General features: G+C 62.4%; 13 protein-coding genes. 6 read left to right on the top strand and 7 right to left on the bottom strand.

The window, feature by feature from the left end; translation table 11 throughout:
• The first annotated feature begins 10 nt into the window (after positions 1-10).
• The gene (locus VF769_RS06715) at positions 11-1,390 is read left to right on the top strand and encodes an aspartate aminotransferase family protein (RefSeq protein WP_331007611.1); all 1,380 of its coding nucleotides are present in this window, start codon (positions 11-13) and stop codon (positions 1,388-1,390) included.
• A gap of 101 nt (positions 1,391-1,491) precedes the next feature.
• Here VF769_RS06715 and VF769_RS06710 read toward each other — a convergent pair whose 3' ends face one another.
• A complete protein-coding gene (locus tag VF769_RS06710) occupies positions 1,492-2,169 on the bottom strand; it encodes a GntR family transcriptional regulator (protein WP_331007610.1) in 678 nt (225 codons plus the stop codon).
• 296 nt (positions 2,170-2,465) lie between these two features.
• On the opposite strand from VF769_RS06710, the gene VF769_RS06705 reads away from it, so the two are divergent.
• Both VF769_RS06705 and VF769_RS06700 read left to right on the top strand, forming a co-directional pair.
• Positions 2,466-3,827, top strand: coding sequence for a glutamine synthetase family protein (locus VF769_RS06705; RefSeq protein ID WP_331007609.1), 1,362 nt, complete (start codon positions 2,466-2,468; stop codon positions 3,825-3,827).
• A gap of 25 nt (positions 3,828-3,852) precedes the next feature.
• A complete protein-coding gene (locus VF769_RS06700) occupies positions 3,853-5,112 on the top strand; it encodes an FAD-binding oxidoreductase (RefSeq protein WP_349258109.1) in 1,260 nt (419 codons plus the stop codon).
• On the opposite strand, the gene eda is transcribed toward VF769_RS06700, so the two are convergent.
• From eda to VF769_RS06675, 5 genes are all read right to left on the bottom strand, one after another.
• On the bottom strand, positions 5,109-5,744 hold the full coding sequence (eda, locus tag VF769_RS06695; protein ID WP_331007607.1) for a bifunctional 4-hydroxy-2-oxoglutarate aldolase/2-dehydro-3-deoxy-phosphogluconate aldolase: 636 nt from the start codon (positions 5,742-5,744) through the stop codon (positions 5,109-5,111). The genes VF769_RS06700 and eda overlap by 4 nt on opposite strands.
• Positions 5,741-6,736, bottom strand: coding sequence for a sugar kinase (locus VF769_RS06690; RefSeq protein WP_331007606.1), 996 nt, complete (start codon positions 6,734-6,736; stop codon positions 5,741-5,743). Before VF769_RS06690 ends, eda begins: the two co-directional genes overlap by 4 nt.
• A gap of 20 nt (positions 6,737-6,756) precedes the next feature.
• Complete coding sequence (gene kduD / locus VF769_RS06685) at positions 6,757-7,515, bottom strand: 2-dehydro-3-deoxy-D-gluconate 5-dehydrogenase KduD (RefSeq protein WP_331007605.1); 759 nt, start codon at positions 7,513-7,515, stop codon at positions 6,757-6,759.
• 43 nt (positions 7,516-7,558) lie between these two features.
• Positions 7,559-8,200: an RpiB/LacA/LacB family sugar-phosphate isomerase gene (locus VF769_RS06680; RefSeq protein ID WP_331007604.1), complete on the bottom strand. Its 642-nt coding sequence runs from the start codon at positions 8,198-8,200 to the stop codon at positions 7,559-7,561.
• A 144-nt stretch (positions 8,201-8,344) separates the two neighbouring features.
• Positions 8,345-9,418, bottom strand: coding sequence for a LacI family DNA-binding transcriptional regulator (locus VF769_RS06675; protein WP_331007603.1), 1,074 nt, complete (start codon positions 9,416-9,418; stop codon positions 8,345-8,347).
• Positions 9,419-9,541: 123 nt separating this feature from the next.
• On the opposite strand from VF769_RS06675, the gene zwf reads away from it, so the two are divergent.
• Genes zwf through edd form a run of 3 tightly spaced genes read left to right on the top strand, consistent with a single transcriptional unit; the run spans position 9,542 to position 13,200 of the window.
• Positions 9,542-11,008 carry a glucose-6-phosphate dehydrogenase gene (gene zwf / locus VF769_RS06670; RefSeq protein ID WP_331007602.1) on the top strand — a complete coding sequence of 489 codons (1,467 nt, stop codon included), beginning with the start codon at positions 9,542-9,544 and terminating at the stop codon, positions 11,006-11,008.
• Complete coding sequence (locus tag VF769_RS06665; RefSeq protein ID WP_331007601.1) at positions 11,008-11,361, top strand: hypothetical protein; 354 nt, start codon at positions 11,008-11,010, stop codon at positions 11,359-11,361. The genes zwf and VF769_RS06665 overlap by 1 nt, the downstream gene beginning before the upstream one ends.
• A gap of 9 nt (positions 11,362-11,370) precedes the next feature.
• Positions 11,371-13,200 carry a phosphogluconate dehydratase gene (gene edd, locus VF769_RS06660; RefSeq protein WP_331007600.1) on the top strand — a complete coding sequence of 610 codons (1,830 nt, stop codon included), beginning with the start codon at positions 11,371-11,373 and terminating at the stop codon, positions 13,198-13,200.
• Here the strand turns inward: edd and VF769_RS06655 are convergent.
• Positions 13,197-14,747: an ArnT family glycosyltransferase gene (locus tag VF769_RS06655; protein WP_331007599.1), complete on the bottom strand. Its 1,551-nt coding sequence runs from the start codon at positions 14,745-14,747 to the stop codon at positions 13,197-13,199. The genes edd and VF769_RS06655 overlap by 4 nt on opposite strands.
• Positions 14,748-14,759 lie beyond the last annotated feature (12 nt).

Here is a 14,759-nt window from a genome sequence, read left to right as displayed (position 1 = left end):
AGGAAACCCCATGGTGGCCCGCAACTACAATATTCCCGAATTACGTCGTCTCGACATCGAGCATCATCTGCCCGCGCAGGCGAATTATTCCGAATTGGTGGCGCTCGGCGGCAGCCGCATCATCACGCGCGCAGAAGGCTCGACCATCTATGACGGCGACGGCAATGCGCTGCTCGACGGCATGGCCGGACTCTGGTGCGTGAATGTCGGCTATGGCCGCGAAGAGCTGGTGGAGACGGCGACGCAGCAGATGCGCGAGCTGCCCTTTTATAACACCTTCTTCAAAACGGCGACGCCGCCGACCGTGATGCTCGCGGCGAAGCTTGCGGAAAAGCTCGGCGGCGATCTGAAGCATGTGTTCTTCAATTCGTCGGGCTCCGAAGCGAATGACACCGTCTTCCGCATGGTGCGCCATTATTGGAAATCTTTGGGCCAACCCAAGCGCAACGTCTTTATCAGCCGTTGGAACGCCTATCACGGCTCAACCGTCGCCGGCGTGAGCTTGGGCGGTATGAAGCTGATGCACGCGATTGGCGATTTGCCGATCCCTGGCGTCGAGCATGTGATGCAGCCTTACAAATTTGGCGAAGGCTTCGCCGAGGACGAAGAAGCGTTCGCCGCGCGCGCCGCGCAGGAGATCGAAGATCGTATCTTGAAGGTTGGCCCGGAGAACGTTGCGGCCTTTATTGGCGAGCCCGTGCAGGGCGCCGGCGGCGTGATCATTCCGCCGAAAGGCTATTGGAAGCGCGTTGACGCAATCTGCAAGAAGTACGGCATCTTGCTCGTTGTCGACGAAGTGATCTGCGGCTTTGGCCGTTTGGGCGAATGGTTCGGATTCCAGCATTTCGGCGTGACGCCCGATCTCGTGCCGATGGCGAAGGGCTTGTCGTCGGGCTATCTGCCGATTTCAGCGGTTGGCGTGTCGCACAAGATCGTCGAAGTGCTCCGCGAGAAGGGTGGTGAATTCATTCACGGCTACACCTATTCGGGTCATCCGGTGGCGGCTGCGGTGGCGCTGAAGAATATCGAAATTATCGAGCGCGAAGGCTTGGTCGAGCGCGTGAAGACGGACATCGGCCCGTATTTCGCCGAAGCGCTCAAGCGCATCGCCGATGATCCGATCGTTGGCGAAGTGCGTTCGCTGGGCCTGATTGGCGCGGTTGAGATCGTGTCCAAGAAGGGGACGAACGAGCGCTTCACTGGTGAAGAGGGTAAGGCTGGGCCGATCGTGCGCGATCATTGCATCAAGAACGGCTTGATGGTGCGCGGCATCCGCGACTCGATCGTGATGTGTCCGCCGCTGATCATCACCAAGGCTGAGATTGATCGCATGGTGGACATCATTGGCCGCTCGTTGCGCGAAGCCGAGCCGGTGCTGCGCGCGCTTTAGTCCTCCCCCGCCAGCGGGGGGTGCTGAGCGTAGCGAACAATCTGTGTCGTCTTCCCGGACGCGTGGAGCGCGATCCTCCGCATGGCCCGGAATGACGGACGCTATATAGTTTGCGATGGTTCTGTTGTCGCCAGCCCCGTCCGCCCGATCAGGCCCATGCCATCGGCGATGTCTGTTGAGATGGCGGCGCGCAGGGCGTTGGTGTCGCGGGCTTCAACAGCGCGGATCGCGGCTTGATGGCTGTCGTTCAAATGCGCGCCTGAGACGCGGCCATGCACCACGCGCATGAATGGGCCAAATTGCAGCCAGAGCGTTTCGATCAATTGCGTCATCGTGCGGCGGCCCGTGGCGCGATAGAGCGTGAAATGAAAATCGTGGTTGCTTTGCATGTAGGCGTCCGTGTCGCCATTGGCGATGGCCGCGTCGAGGGCCGCGTCGAGCTGTTTCAATCGGACCACGTGCACGTCCGTGAGGTGCGGCAGCGCAAGTACGGCGGCCTCTGGCTCCAGCACCAGGCGGCATCGCAGCAAATCCTCGAAGCGATCGCTCGTCATCGGCGGCACGCGCACACGGCGTTTGGAGCGAATGGATACAGCGCCCTCAGCGGAGAGCCGCGATAGCGCATCGCGCACGGGCGTCTGGCTCACGCCCAGTTCGGCGGCAATGCCGCGGGTGGACAATTCGTGTCCGGGCGCCATGCGCCCAGTGACGAGCCTGGCGCGCAATTCGGCATAAACCGCCGTATTCAGCCCTTCATCAGCGTCAGGTTCGTGTTCCATTCTGAAAGCTTAACCAGAAGGCGAGCGGAAGATCACGCGAAAACGGCAGGCGAATAGCGCTCAATCGCGCCGGGCGTTGGCTTGACTTGCCATTAGGCGCCCCAGCATACTGAGATATCAGGTGACTTATGCGCTCCCGCAGCCTTCGTCAGAGGGCCGATGGGCGTGGCCAGCGAGCGGTTTCTAATCGCACGTGTTTTATCGCGCCGCGCCCGTTTGAAAGAAATTCATGTGCGGCTTTCGCGCGCCATTTCGGCGTGATCGCGCATGCGCGCCTGCAAACCGAAGTGTGATGTATGGATAAGACTTTCGCCAATTGGATCAAGGAACGTGGCATCGCCGAGGTGGAATGCCTCGTGCCTGATCTGAACAGCGTCGTGCGGGGCAAGGTGTTCCCGGCGCAAAAATTTCTGCAAAGCGAGCGCGATGGCTCCCTGCGGATTCCATCGAGCATCTATCTGCTTACGGTGACGGGCGAGTACGCCGATGACGCAGACGAGGCGTTGTCGATGCAAGACCCTGACGTTGTGTTGCGGCCCGATCTGGAGACGCTGTGCGTCGCGCCGGGCTACAAGACGCCGACCGCCTTTGTGTTCGCCGATGCGTATCACACCAGCGGCGAGCCGTATGACATCGCGCCGCGCTATGTCCTAAAGCGCGTGGTGGAGCTTTACGATAAGGCGGGACTTCGTCCGTTGGTGGCGCCCGAATTGGAATTTTATCTGACGCAGGTGAACACCGATCCGGATTTGCCGTTGATGCCGCCGGCAGGCCGCTCAGGCCGCTCGGAAACCTCGCCGCAGCCTTATGGCTTGGAAGCGATCACCGAATACGAGGATCTGATCGAGACGATTTATGAACACGCCGAAGCCGCGTCGCTGCACCTCGATACGATGATCCACGAAAGCGGTACGGCGCAGCTTGAGATCAATTTCAACCACGGCGATCCCGTGCATGTGTCGGATCAGGTGCTGGTGTTCAAGCGCATCGTGCGTCAAGTCGCGCTGAAGCACGGTGTCTACGCGACGTTCATGGCCAAGCCGATGGAGAACCAGCCGGGTTCGGCGATGCACTTGCACGTCTCGGTGGTTGACGCGAAGAAGGGTGACAATCTATTTGGTGTCGAAAAGAGCGCGGAGAGCGACGGCAACACCGATATGTTCCGGCATTTCGTCGGTGGCTTGCAAAAGTATCTGGGCGACGTGACCCCTCTGTTTGCGCCCAACGTGAATTCGTTCCGCCGCATGCGGCCGGACTTCTCCGCGCCGATCAATCTGCAATGGGGCTATGACAATCGCTCGTGCGGTCTGCGGGTGCCGATTTCGCGGCCGGAAAATCGCCGTATCGAAAACCGCCTGCCGGGCGCGGACGCGAACCCGTACCTCGCGATCGCCGCGGTTCTGGTGTGCGGCTATATCGGCATTCGCGACAAGATCGCGCCCAATGAGATGGTGCAGGGAAGCGCCTATAAGTGGGCGCGTACCTTGCCGCGGACGCTGAGCGAAGGGCTTGACCGCTTCAAGACGTGCCAGCCTGTGATCGAATTGTTGGGCGAGCATTTCTGCACGGCATTCCAAATGATCAAGGCGCATGAGCTCAGCAATTTCGAAGGCGTGATCTCGTCCTGGGAACGCGACCACTTGCTGCTCAAGGTCTAACGTGAGCTTCAATTCCGGCCTCGGCATGGAGCGGTCGTATTATGCGGCGACCGCCAATCCGTTTGCGCCGGCGCCGAGGCTTGAAGACGAAGCGCACGCCGATGTCGTGGTTATCGGCGGCGGCTTCACCGGTCTGCACGCGGCGCTGAATGCTGCCGAGCGCGGTTTCTCTGTGATCTTGCTGGAAGCGGGCCGCATCGGCTGGGGCGCGTCGGGCCGCAATGGCGGGCAGATGATCCCCGGCTGGCGCAAAAGCGCGACCGATTTGATCGCGCGCTATGGCGAAGCGAAAGCGCGCACGCTGTTCGATATGGCGATGGAGGCGCGCAATCTCAGCATCGAGCGCATCACCAAGCACAACATCGTGTGCGATTTACGCGTGAACGGGCATCTGACCGTCGCGGCCAAGCCGACGGATCTGAGCTGGATGCGTGAAGAGGCGGAGGTGCTGACGCGCGTGATGGATTATCCGAATGCGCGGGTGTTGAATGCTGAGGAAGCGCGCACGAAGCTGGACGCGCCCGGCTTTCATGGCGGGTTTCTCGATGAATGCGGCGGGCATGTGCATCCGCTGAATTATGCGCTGGGTTTGGCGGACGCGGCGCGGGACGCTGGCGTTGTGCTGCACGAAGGCGCGCGCGTGGTGGCGCTGGAAACGACGAGCGGCGTTGTCGCGCGTACGGAATCTGGCGCCGTTCGGGCGCGCTATGGCGTGCTCGCATGCGATGCGTTGCTAGGCAATTTGGAACCGCGGGTCGCCAAGCGCATCATGCCGGTGGCGAACTATCTTGTGGCCACGGAGCCGCTTGCGAATGCGCGCGAACTGATCGCGGATGATCTGGCCGTCAGCGACAGCCGTTTCGTCGTGAATTATTTCCGCATGAGCGCCGACCATCGCCTCATCTTCGGCGGCGGCGAACGTTACACGCCGGACCCGCCAGCGGACATGGCCGCATTCGCGCGTGGGCATATGCTCAAAGTGTTTCCGCAATTGGAGCGCGCGCGCATCGATTATGCCTGGGGTGGGTTGGTGTCGGTGACGATGTCACGACTGCCGCACATCGGGCGCACCGGCGATCTCTTCTTCGCGCACGGCTATTCGGGGCTTGGTGTGTTGTTGCCGGCGTTGACGGGCAAAGTCCTGGCCGAAGCCATGGCGGGGACGGCAGAGCGCTTCGATTTGCTCGCGGGCCTCGCGCCGCCGGAATTTCCGGGCGGCGCCGCGTTGCGCTCGCCGCTCTATGTGCTGGGCATGCTCTGGTACGCGTTGCGCGACCGGCTTTAGCGCTTCAGCGCGACGGCCTTTTTCGCCGCCTCTTCGATCGACGCCCAATCGCCCGCTTTGATCTTGTCGTTCGGCGCGATCCAGGAGCCGCCGACGCAGAGCACGTTGTCGAGTGCGAGATAGGCCGGCGCTTTTTCGAGCGTGATTGAGCCCGTAGGGCAGAAGCGCGCCTTTGCCAGCGGCGCGCCAATGCCTTTGATGGCGCCCGCGCCGCCCAATTGTTCGGCGGGGAAGAATTTGAAATGCGTGTAGCCGAGTTCCAGGCCGCGCATGATTTCGCTGGCGGTGGCGACGCCCGGAATGAACGGGATCGACGCGTTCTCCGCCGCCTTCATCAATTTCTTGGTGCCGCCGGGCGAGAGCGCGTAGCGCGCGCCGGCATCGATCGCGGCTTTGAGATCATCTTCGCTGAGCACTGTGCCGGCGCCGACGATCATTTCTGGCGCCGCGTCCGCCACGGCGCGGATGGCGCCGAGGGCTGCCGGCGTGCGCAGCGTGATCTCGATCGTATTGATGCCGCTGGCGAGCAGCACGCGCGCGAGCGGTTCGGCGTGGCCGACATCCTCGATCGTGACGACCGGCAGAACCGGCGTTAGCGACATCACATAAGCGGAGGTCAGCTTCTCGCTCATCGGCGCACATCCGATCCTGACGCGGAGAGGTGGAACAGCACGTCGGCTTCGCTGGCGAGATTGAAATCGCCCGGAATAGTGTGCTTGAGGCACGCGGCGGCGACGGCGAAATCGAGCATGTTTTGATCGTTGCTGCCTTTGGCCAGCCCGTGCAGCAGGCCAGCGGCAAACGCGTCCCCGCCTCCGATACGGTCGACGATGCCGGTGATCGCGTTATTGCCTGTGCGCGTCGCGCCGGAGCGGGTGAACATCACGCCACGCAATTCGTGATGATCGGAGCTGACGACCTTACGCTCAGTGGCGGCGATGCGTTGCAGGTTCGGATAGCGCGCGAATGCGACCTTCGCGGCTTCTTCATCGCTGCCGCATTTGTCGCCGGTGACGAGCGTGATGTCGCGTGCGTTGGCGAACATGAGATCGGCTTCGGCAAAGAGCGCGTTCAAGGTCGGGCGTGGGTCGTCGCCGCGCACTTCCCAAAGCTTGGCGCGGAAATTGGCGTCGAACGACACCTTCACGCCGTAGCTGCGCGCGGCTTTCACGGCGCGAAGCGCGGCTTCAGCGGCGTTGGCGCTGACGGCGGGCGTGACGCCGGAGACGTGCAGCCAATCGGCGCCGCCGAGTGCGGTTTTCCAATCGATCGCGTCGGGCGCGGCGAGTGCGAAGGCGGATTGCGCGCGATCATAGAGCACGTCGGACGGACGTTGGCCGGCGCCGGCGGTCATGAAATAAAGACCCATGCGGCCCGCGCCATGTTGCACGCCGTTCGTGTCGACGCCGTAGCGGCGGAGTTCGCCGAGCGCGCCTTGGGCGAGTGCATTGTCCGGCACAACGCTGACCATGCGCGTGTCATGGCCCAAGCGTGCCAGCGAGATTGCGACATTGGCTTCGGCGCCGCCATAATGCGTCGTCAGCTGCGGCGTCTGCAGCAGCAATTCGCGGCCAGGCGGCGATAGGCGAATGAGCAATTCGCCGAAACAGACGAAGCGAGTCACGTGAACCTCTTAATGCCGGCTCAGCGCGCGAGCCAGCCCCCGTCCACCGGGATGATGGCCCCGTGGACGTAATCCGACGCGGCGCTGGCCAGGAACACGGCCGCACCGCCGATATCGCGCGATTCACCCCAACGGCCGGCCGGGATGCGGTCGAGGATTTGCGCATTGCGGTTGGGGTCCGCGCGCAGCGCCTCGGTGTTGTCGGTGCTCATATAGCCCGGCGCGATCGCGTTCACGTTCACGCCTTTGCCGGCCCATTCGCAGGCGAGCAATTTGGTGATGCCGGCGAGGCCGCTTTTGCTGGCGGTGTACGAGGGCACGCGGATGCCGCCTTGGAAGGAGAGCATCGAGGCGATGTTGATGATCTTGCCGTGGCCTTGGCCGATCATGTGGCGGCCGACGGCTTGGGCAAGGAAGAACGCGGACTTGAGATTGGTGTCGATCACCGCGTCCCAATCGTCTTCGGTGAAGTCGACGGAATCGTTGCGGCGGATGATTCCAGCATTGTTCACGAGGATATCAACTTTGCCGAATTCGTCGATTGTCCGCTGCACAATGCCGGCGATTGGCGCTGTGGAAGAGAGATCAGCTTCGATCGAGAGAAAGCGGCGACCGAGCGCCTTCACCTGCGCGCCCGTTTCTTCCGCTGGACGGCGGCTGGTCGAGGCGATGTCTGCGCCAGCCTCCGCCAAAGCGAGCGCAATGGCTTGACCCAGGCCGACATTGCCGCCGGTGACGATCGCGGTTTTGCCGGCAAGGCTAAACGGATTGGCGCTCATGGCTCCCTCAGATTCTTCTTGTTTGGTGCGGTTTCGCTGGGCCTTACGACGCGCGCACGCGGCGCACGTAGTCAGCGATCGCTTGGTCCTGGGCGTTAGCGAAGAAGATCTCTTCAAAGCGCTCGCCCGCGAGAGCGCTCTTCAGCAGCTCCTGATCGACCGATTTCAACACCGTCAGCATGTCGTGGCAGGAAGCCGCCTTCAATTCCTTCAGAATGCCGCGGTTCTTCGCCATGACCTGCGCGCGCTCTTTCGGATAGCCGAGGCCACGCTCGCCGTCGAAGAGCTTGCGATAGCAATCCTGCAGATTGAGTTCCGCGGCCCAGCCGAAGCCCTTGGCGTAGGGCATGGCGATGGCGTTGCCGTCATTGATCTGGCCGAACAGGAATGCGTCGGTCGGGTCCGCGATCAAGCCGCAGAACACGCCGGGCATCGCATTGCACGCAAGCATCGAGCCCATGCCGGTGCCGCAACCGGTGACAACGAAATCCGCGGCCTTCGAATTGAGCAGGATGCCGGCGAGAAGCCCGTTCATCACGTAGGTCAGCGAGGCTTTGTCCTCGGCGCTGTACATTCCGTAGTGGTGCACTTGGTGGCCGAGCGGCTCAGCGACCGATTTCAGCGCGTCATGCACGATGCTGCTTTTTGCGGCTTGGCTGTTCTCGATAATGAGCGCGATTTTCATGGGGCTGATCCTGTTTGGCTTAGAGCTTCAGGGCTTGTTCTGGTCGGGGCGTACGCCGGCCGAATTTAGGCCGGCCTCCGGTGCAATTGATCTTCTTGGTAACCGGTGTCAGAATCCGATTCAAGCGGCTTCTCTGGGGCAAGCTCAGCGTGGGGCGGGCCCGGTAGAGTCGCGGACGACCAGGGCGGGTGAGGTGGCCGGGGCGGCTTCGCGGGGCGGGGCCTCGTCCTCGTCGGCCTCGGAAAAGCCGATGAGCTTTTCTGCGGCCATGCGGCCGATTTCACGGGTCGGCGTGCGCACGGTGGTCAGCGGCGGCCACACGGAGGAGGCGATTTGGAAGTCGTCGAAACCCACCACGGAGACATCGTTCGGGCACGTCAGCCCGGCGCGGCGCACGGCGTGCAGCACGCCGGCGGCCATTTCGTCATTGGCGGCGAATATGGCGGTTGGCCGGGGTTCTCGCTTCAACAATTCGGCGCCGCAGGAGATGCCGGTTTCGAACGTATAGGCGCCCTGGATGATGTAGTTTTCATCGAGTTTCAGGCCGCGATCTTTCAACTCTTCGACAAAGCCGCCGTAGCGCTCATGCGAGGAGCGGAAGCTGGGTGGGCCGGAGATGAAGCCGATGCGGGTGTGGCCGAGTTCGGCCAGATGCCGCGCGGCGGCGCGGCCGCCTTGGCGGTCGTTCGAGACGATGATGTGCTGGGGTTCGTCCACCGGCACGGAGGCGATGCGGATGTAAGCGCAGCCAATTTCATCGAGAATGGCTTTGACGCGATCATCTTCCGAGACGGACGGCGTCAGCACCACGCCGGAAAGTTTCTGGCGCTCGATGAAACGCCGAAAATCTGCGAGAAACGTTGGATTTCCGCGATTGCAGGGATGGACGACGAGCTCATAGCCGGAGCCGCGCATGGCATCGAGCATGCCGAGTTGCATGTTGACGACATATTGCGGGTTCGGGTTGTCGTAGACGAGACCGATCAGGAACGAGCGGCGGAAGGCAAGGCCGCGCGCTTGTGGATCGGGCGAGAAGCCGATCTCGGCGATGATGCGGTTGATGTTTTCCCGCGTCTCTCCCTTAACGAACGGCGATTGGTTTATGACGCGCGAGACCGTCTTTTTGGAGACCCCGGCCAAGCGTGCGACGTCGTTGATTGTGGGTTTCTTTTCCCCGCTCAGACCGCGCCGCGGCGGCGTTTTATCGTCATCAGCCATTGTGCCGGGAAGATAGGCGCCGCGGGCGCGAATTGGCAATGCAATTGTCGCGGGACAATGGCACACAGACAAAGCGTTGGCGCCCTGTTTGCGCCCGCGCCCGAACACTAGTTTGAAGAGCGCATGGCAGAGTTCATCCCCGTCCCCCCGTTCGATCTGGTTGTCTTCGGCGCCACGGGCGATCTCTCGCTGCGAAAATTGTTTCCAGCGCTGCTGCACCGCTTCCTGGACGGACAAATCCCGCCGCAGTCACGCCTCATTGGCGTGGCGCGTTCGGACCTCGATACCGAGAGCTTCCGCAACATGGTGCGCGAAAGCCGGGGCAAGTTTTCGCCAAACGCCTGCGTGGATGAGAGCAGGTGCGAGGATTTTCTCCGCCATATTGAATACGCGCGTGTCGACGCGAGTGCGCCGGCGGAGCAATGGTCGGCGCTCAAGGATTTGCTGGCGAACGGCAATGGCAACGTTCGTATCTTCTATCTCTCCACTGCGCCCTCGCTGTTCGTGACCATCGCGGAGCGCCTGCGGGAAACCGATCTGGCCACGCCGACCTCGCGCATCGTGTTGGAGAAGCCAATCGGCCGCGATCTCGCCTCCTCGCGCGCGATCAATGACGGTGTGGGGCGCGTGTTTGACGAACATCGCACGTTCCGCATCGACCATTATCTCGGCAAGGAGACAGTGCAGAATCTGCTGGTGCTGCGTTTCGCCAATATGATGGTGGAGCCAGTCTGGTCTCGCGCGTATATCGATCACGTGCAAATCACGGCGGCCGAAGAGCTCGGCGTCGAAGGCCGCGCCGACTATTACGACAAGTCCGGCGCCTTGCGCGACATGGTGCAGAACCACTTGTTGCAGCTGCTCTGTCTGGTTGCGCTGGAATCGCCAAACTCGATGGATGCGGATGCGATCCGCACCGAGAAGCTCAAGGTGCTCTCCGCGCTACGTCGCATTGGACCAATGGATGTCGCGGCTAAGACGGTGCGCGGACAATACAAGGCGGGGCTCGTCGGCGGGCAACCGGCGCCGGCCTATGCCGACGAAGTGGGCCGGCCGTCGCGCACCGAGACGTTCGTGGCGATCAAGGCGGAAGTGGACAATTGGCGCTGGGCCGGGGTGCCGTTCTACCTGCGCACCGGTAAGCGCATGAGCGCGCGCCGGTCCGAGATCGTGGTGCAGTTCAAGGATACGCCCGTGCCGATTTTTGGCGCGAACGCGGGCTTGCCGAACAGATTGGTGTTGCGTTTGCAGCCCGATGAAGGCGTGCGGCTGTGGCTCAATATGAAAGAGCCGGGGCCGGGCGGTTTGCGCATTCAAGCCGCGCCGCTTGATCTCACGTTCGAGGACGCGTTTGGCGTGCGTTATCCGGATGCGTATGAGCGATTGTTGATGGACGTGGTGCGCGGCAATCTCTCGCTCTTCATGCGCCGGGATGAAGTCGACGCGGCGTGGAAGTGGGCTGACGAATTGTTGGCCGCGTGGGATGCGAACGGCGCCGAGCCTTATCCGTACGCCGCCGGCTCCAACGGGCCAACGCAATCAGCGTTGCTGCTGGATCGCGACGGTCGCGCTTGGTGGGATCCGGATTGATGGTTCGCGCGCTCGCCTTAAGCATGTTCCTGATAGCCGGCGCCGACCCTGAACCGTCGAACATTTCCGCTTCGGATGAGTCGGGCGTGACAGAGTTCATGGATGGCATTGGTGCTGTCGTAGAGGGCGGTGCCGTCGAGTGGAACGCCGCATCGGTAGGTGAGCGGCGTGGGGCAGTCAGCCGAATCGTGTTCGAACAATTTGGTCCTGGCGCGGTTGATCCCATGTCCGAGCGTGAACGAGAATTGGCTACGCTTGCGCTGCAACAATGTGTCGAGACAAGCATCCAGAATTCGAGTTTTCGAGATGCTGCGGTGGAGTGCATCGATGAGCTTGGCCTAGAAACGATGTAGTGAGCGCTTATGGCCGAATTGAATTCAACTGTTGCACAGGTCACTGAACGCATCGCGCAGCGCAGTGCAAAGCGCCGGCGACGCTATCTTGATCTGATTGATGCGTATGATCCAACCAAGCCCGCGCGCGTGAAGCTCGCCGAAGCGAACCAGGCGCACACGTCGGCTGGTTGCGCGGTGCAGGATAAAATCCAATTACTTGGCGGCAAATGGCCGTCGATCGGCATTGTGACCGCCTACAATGACATGCTCTCGGCGCATGCGCCCTATGAGCGTTTTCCTGATGTGATCCGCAAAGCCGCGCGCGAAGCCGGCGCGGTGGCGCAAGTCGCGGGCGGCGTGCCGGCGATGTGCGATGGCGTCACGCAGGGCTTCGAGGGCATGGAGCTGTCGCTGTTCTCGCGCGATGCGATTGCGCTGAGTACGGCGGTCTCGCTCTCGCACGCGACGTTCGATGCGGCGCTGCTGTTGGGGATTTGCGACAAGATTGTGCCGGGCCTTCTGATTGGCGCGCTCCGGTTTCCCTGGTTGCCGGCGATCCTTGTGCCGTCTGGGCCGATGCCATCGGGTTTGCCGAACAAGGAGAAAGCGGCGCGGCGCCAGCTCTTTGCTGAAGGCAAAATCGGCCGTGAGGACTTGTTGAAGGCAGAAGCGGAGAGTTATCACGCGCCGGGCACGTGCACCTTCTACGGCACGGCGAATTCCAATCAAATGATGATGGAGATGATGGGCCTGCATATGCCCAGCGCCGCATTCGTGCCGCCGAACACGCCGTTGCGCGATGCGTTGACTGTCGCGGCGACGAAGCGCGCGGCGGCGATCACCGGGCTTGGCAAAGATTATCGCCCGATTGGCCGCGTGGTCGATGAGAAGGCGATCGTCAACGCGATGATCGGCCTGATGGCGACGGGCGGCTCGACCAATCATTTCATTCATCTGCCCGCCATCGCGTTGGCGGCGGGTATCGAAATCAATTGGGACGATTTCGCGGAGCTCTCGCGCGTGACGCCGCTGCTGGCGCGCATCTATCCGAATGGCTCGGCGGACGTGAACCATTTCCACGATGCGGGCGGCATGGCGTTATTGGTGCGTGAATTGCTCGATGCGGGCTTGCTGCACGGAGATATTGTAACGGTCGGCGGCGACGGCCTGGCTGCGTATACGCAAGAGCCATTCCTCGCCGGTGAAGCGCTAAGCTGGCGCGATGCGCTAGCGACGAGCGGTGATGAGGGCGTGTTGCGCGGCGCCAGCAAGCCATTTGCGAACGATGGCGGCTTGCGCCTTATGAGCGGCGGCCTGGGCCGCGCCTGTGTGAAGGTCTCCGCTGTGGCGGACGACAAGCGCGTGGTGGAAGCGCCAGCGCTTGTGTTCGATTCACAGGCCGAAGTGCAGGCGGCGTTTAAACGAGGTGATCTCGATCGTGATTGCGTGCTCGTTGTGCGTGGGCAGGGGCCGCGCGCCAACGGCATGCCCGAGCTGCACAAATTGATGCCGCTGATCGGCGCGCTACAGGATCGCGGCTTCAAGATCGCTCTCGTGACGGACGGGCGTTTATCAGGCGCAAGCGGCAAGGTGCTGTCCGCCATCCACGTCACGCCCGAGGCGGCGGAGGGTGGGCCGATCGCGAAAGTGCGTGATGGCGATCTGATCCGCGTCGATGGCGAGGCCGGTGTGCTTGAGGTGCTTACGCCAGCGGATTGGCGTGAGCGGGCGCCGTCGCAGCTTGATCTGGCCGGCCATGCGCGCGGGGTGGGCCGCGAGCTGTTCGCGCTGTTCCGGCAAAATGCCTGCTCGGCCGAGCGCGGCGGATCGGCGTTTCCCGACTACGATCCGCTCTAGTCTTCGTGGCGGCGCGCCACGCGCTCGCGGAACGCCTCGTCGCGCATGGCCGGCGCGAAGCCTTCGCCGACGGAGATCTCCAGATTTCGGTCACGTCCGCCGCCCAACGGTATGGCGAGATGCTCGACGTTGCGGAACACGGTGAAGTCGCCCGCGACGAAGGGCATATAATCAGTACGCTGATGCACGATCAGCACCCGCGCACCTTCTTCGGGCCGCATCGGGTCTCGGGACTCGGCCGAATTCTCAGCCTCGCCATGCAGCAGCCACATCCGCAGCGGCGGCAGCGGCGCGCCCTCGCGGCGCAGATCGCGCCAATGGTAATTGAGCTCGAAATAGAGATCGCGGTCATCGACCATGATCGCCGTAAACGGGGTCTCGCCTGGCGCTGTGGTGGCGCGCACCGCGATCGCTTGCGCAGTCTCAGACCACCCCTGCGCGTTGCGGATATTCTTGAATTGCGTGGCGAAGCTGGGGTTGAAGACGAACATGCCGGCGATGAACAGGCCCAACGCCATGTTCACGGCCGTTGCCCCAAGCAGTACAACACGCCCCTTGCGCGTCGCAAACAGGACGCCTGTCAGCCACACGACAATGGCGGGATACGCCACAGCCGCCCAATTTGCGTTTGCGCGAGAAATGAACGCGATGATCGAGATGAACAGGAAAGGCGGCAGCACGTAAGCGAAGAGAAATTTGTCCTCGATGGTGTTGGTTTCGCCGCGCCGCACCGCGCGCCATACGAGCCAGATCAGCGCGAAAAAGACCAAAGGCCCCAAAACCGCGCCCTGACCGCCGATGAATTCGAACAATTCATCGAAATGGAACATGTCATCGACGTTGAGGCCCGCGTTCGAGGCCGTGTGTCGCGCTGTGGCGAAGCCGTTCTGGGCGTTCCAGTACAGGTTGGGCGCCAGGATTAACGCCGCAATCGCACCGGCGACCCAGCCACGACCTTTCGCGAGCGCTTGGCGCACGGGTTCAAGCCAAAAGGCCGCAAGCGCCGTACAGACCACGAAATAGAGCATCGCGTATTTCGCCAGCGCGCCAAGGCCGACGCAGACGCCAACGACGACCGCCCAAGCCATCGCCCGCGTGTTCACCAGTCGCCACATCGCCAATAGCGCGACGCTCCAGAGCGGCAGCAGCATCGCGTCTGTCGAGATCAGGCTGGATGAGAAGAACACGCCCGGCAGCATCAGCCAGCCGAAGCCCGCCCAGAAGCCTGGCCATGCGCCGAAAATCGAACGACCGAGCAGATAGAGCGCGGTGGCGGCTACGGCGTGCGCGAGCGGCGCGCCCAGGCGCACCGCCCATTCGGCATCGCCAAAGATCGCGGTGGTGGCGCCGATCACCCAGGCGATCATCGGCGGCTTGGTGAAATAGCCCCACTCGAAGCTGCGCGACCACGCCCAATATTGCGCCTCGTCGACGCCCAGGCCGACGGGGTTCAAAAAAAGCAGATTGATGCGGATCGCGGTCATCACGATCAGCACGGCTGCGAAAGCGAGGCTCGCGCGGTCGAAGGCGGCCTGGAACGGCGTCATAGGCGTCTCGGA

Origin of the sequence: Vitreimonas sp., from assembly GCF_036392335.1 — a bacterium.
Taxonomy (GTDB): Bacteria; Pseudomonadota; Alphaproteobacteria; order Caulobacterales; family Aquidulcibacteraceae; genus Vitreimonas.
The sequence above is the reverse complement of the archived record's forward strand: the minus strand, read 5'-3'. Positions and strand labels throughout refer to the sequence as shown.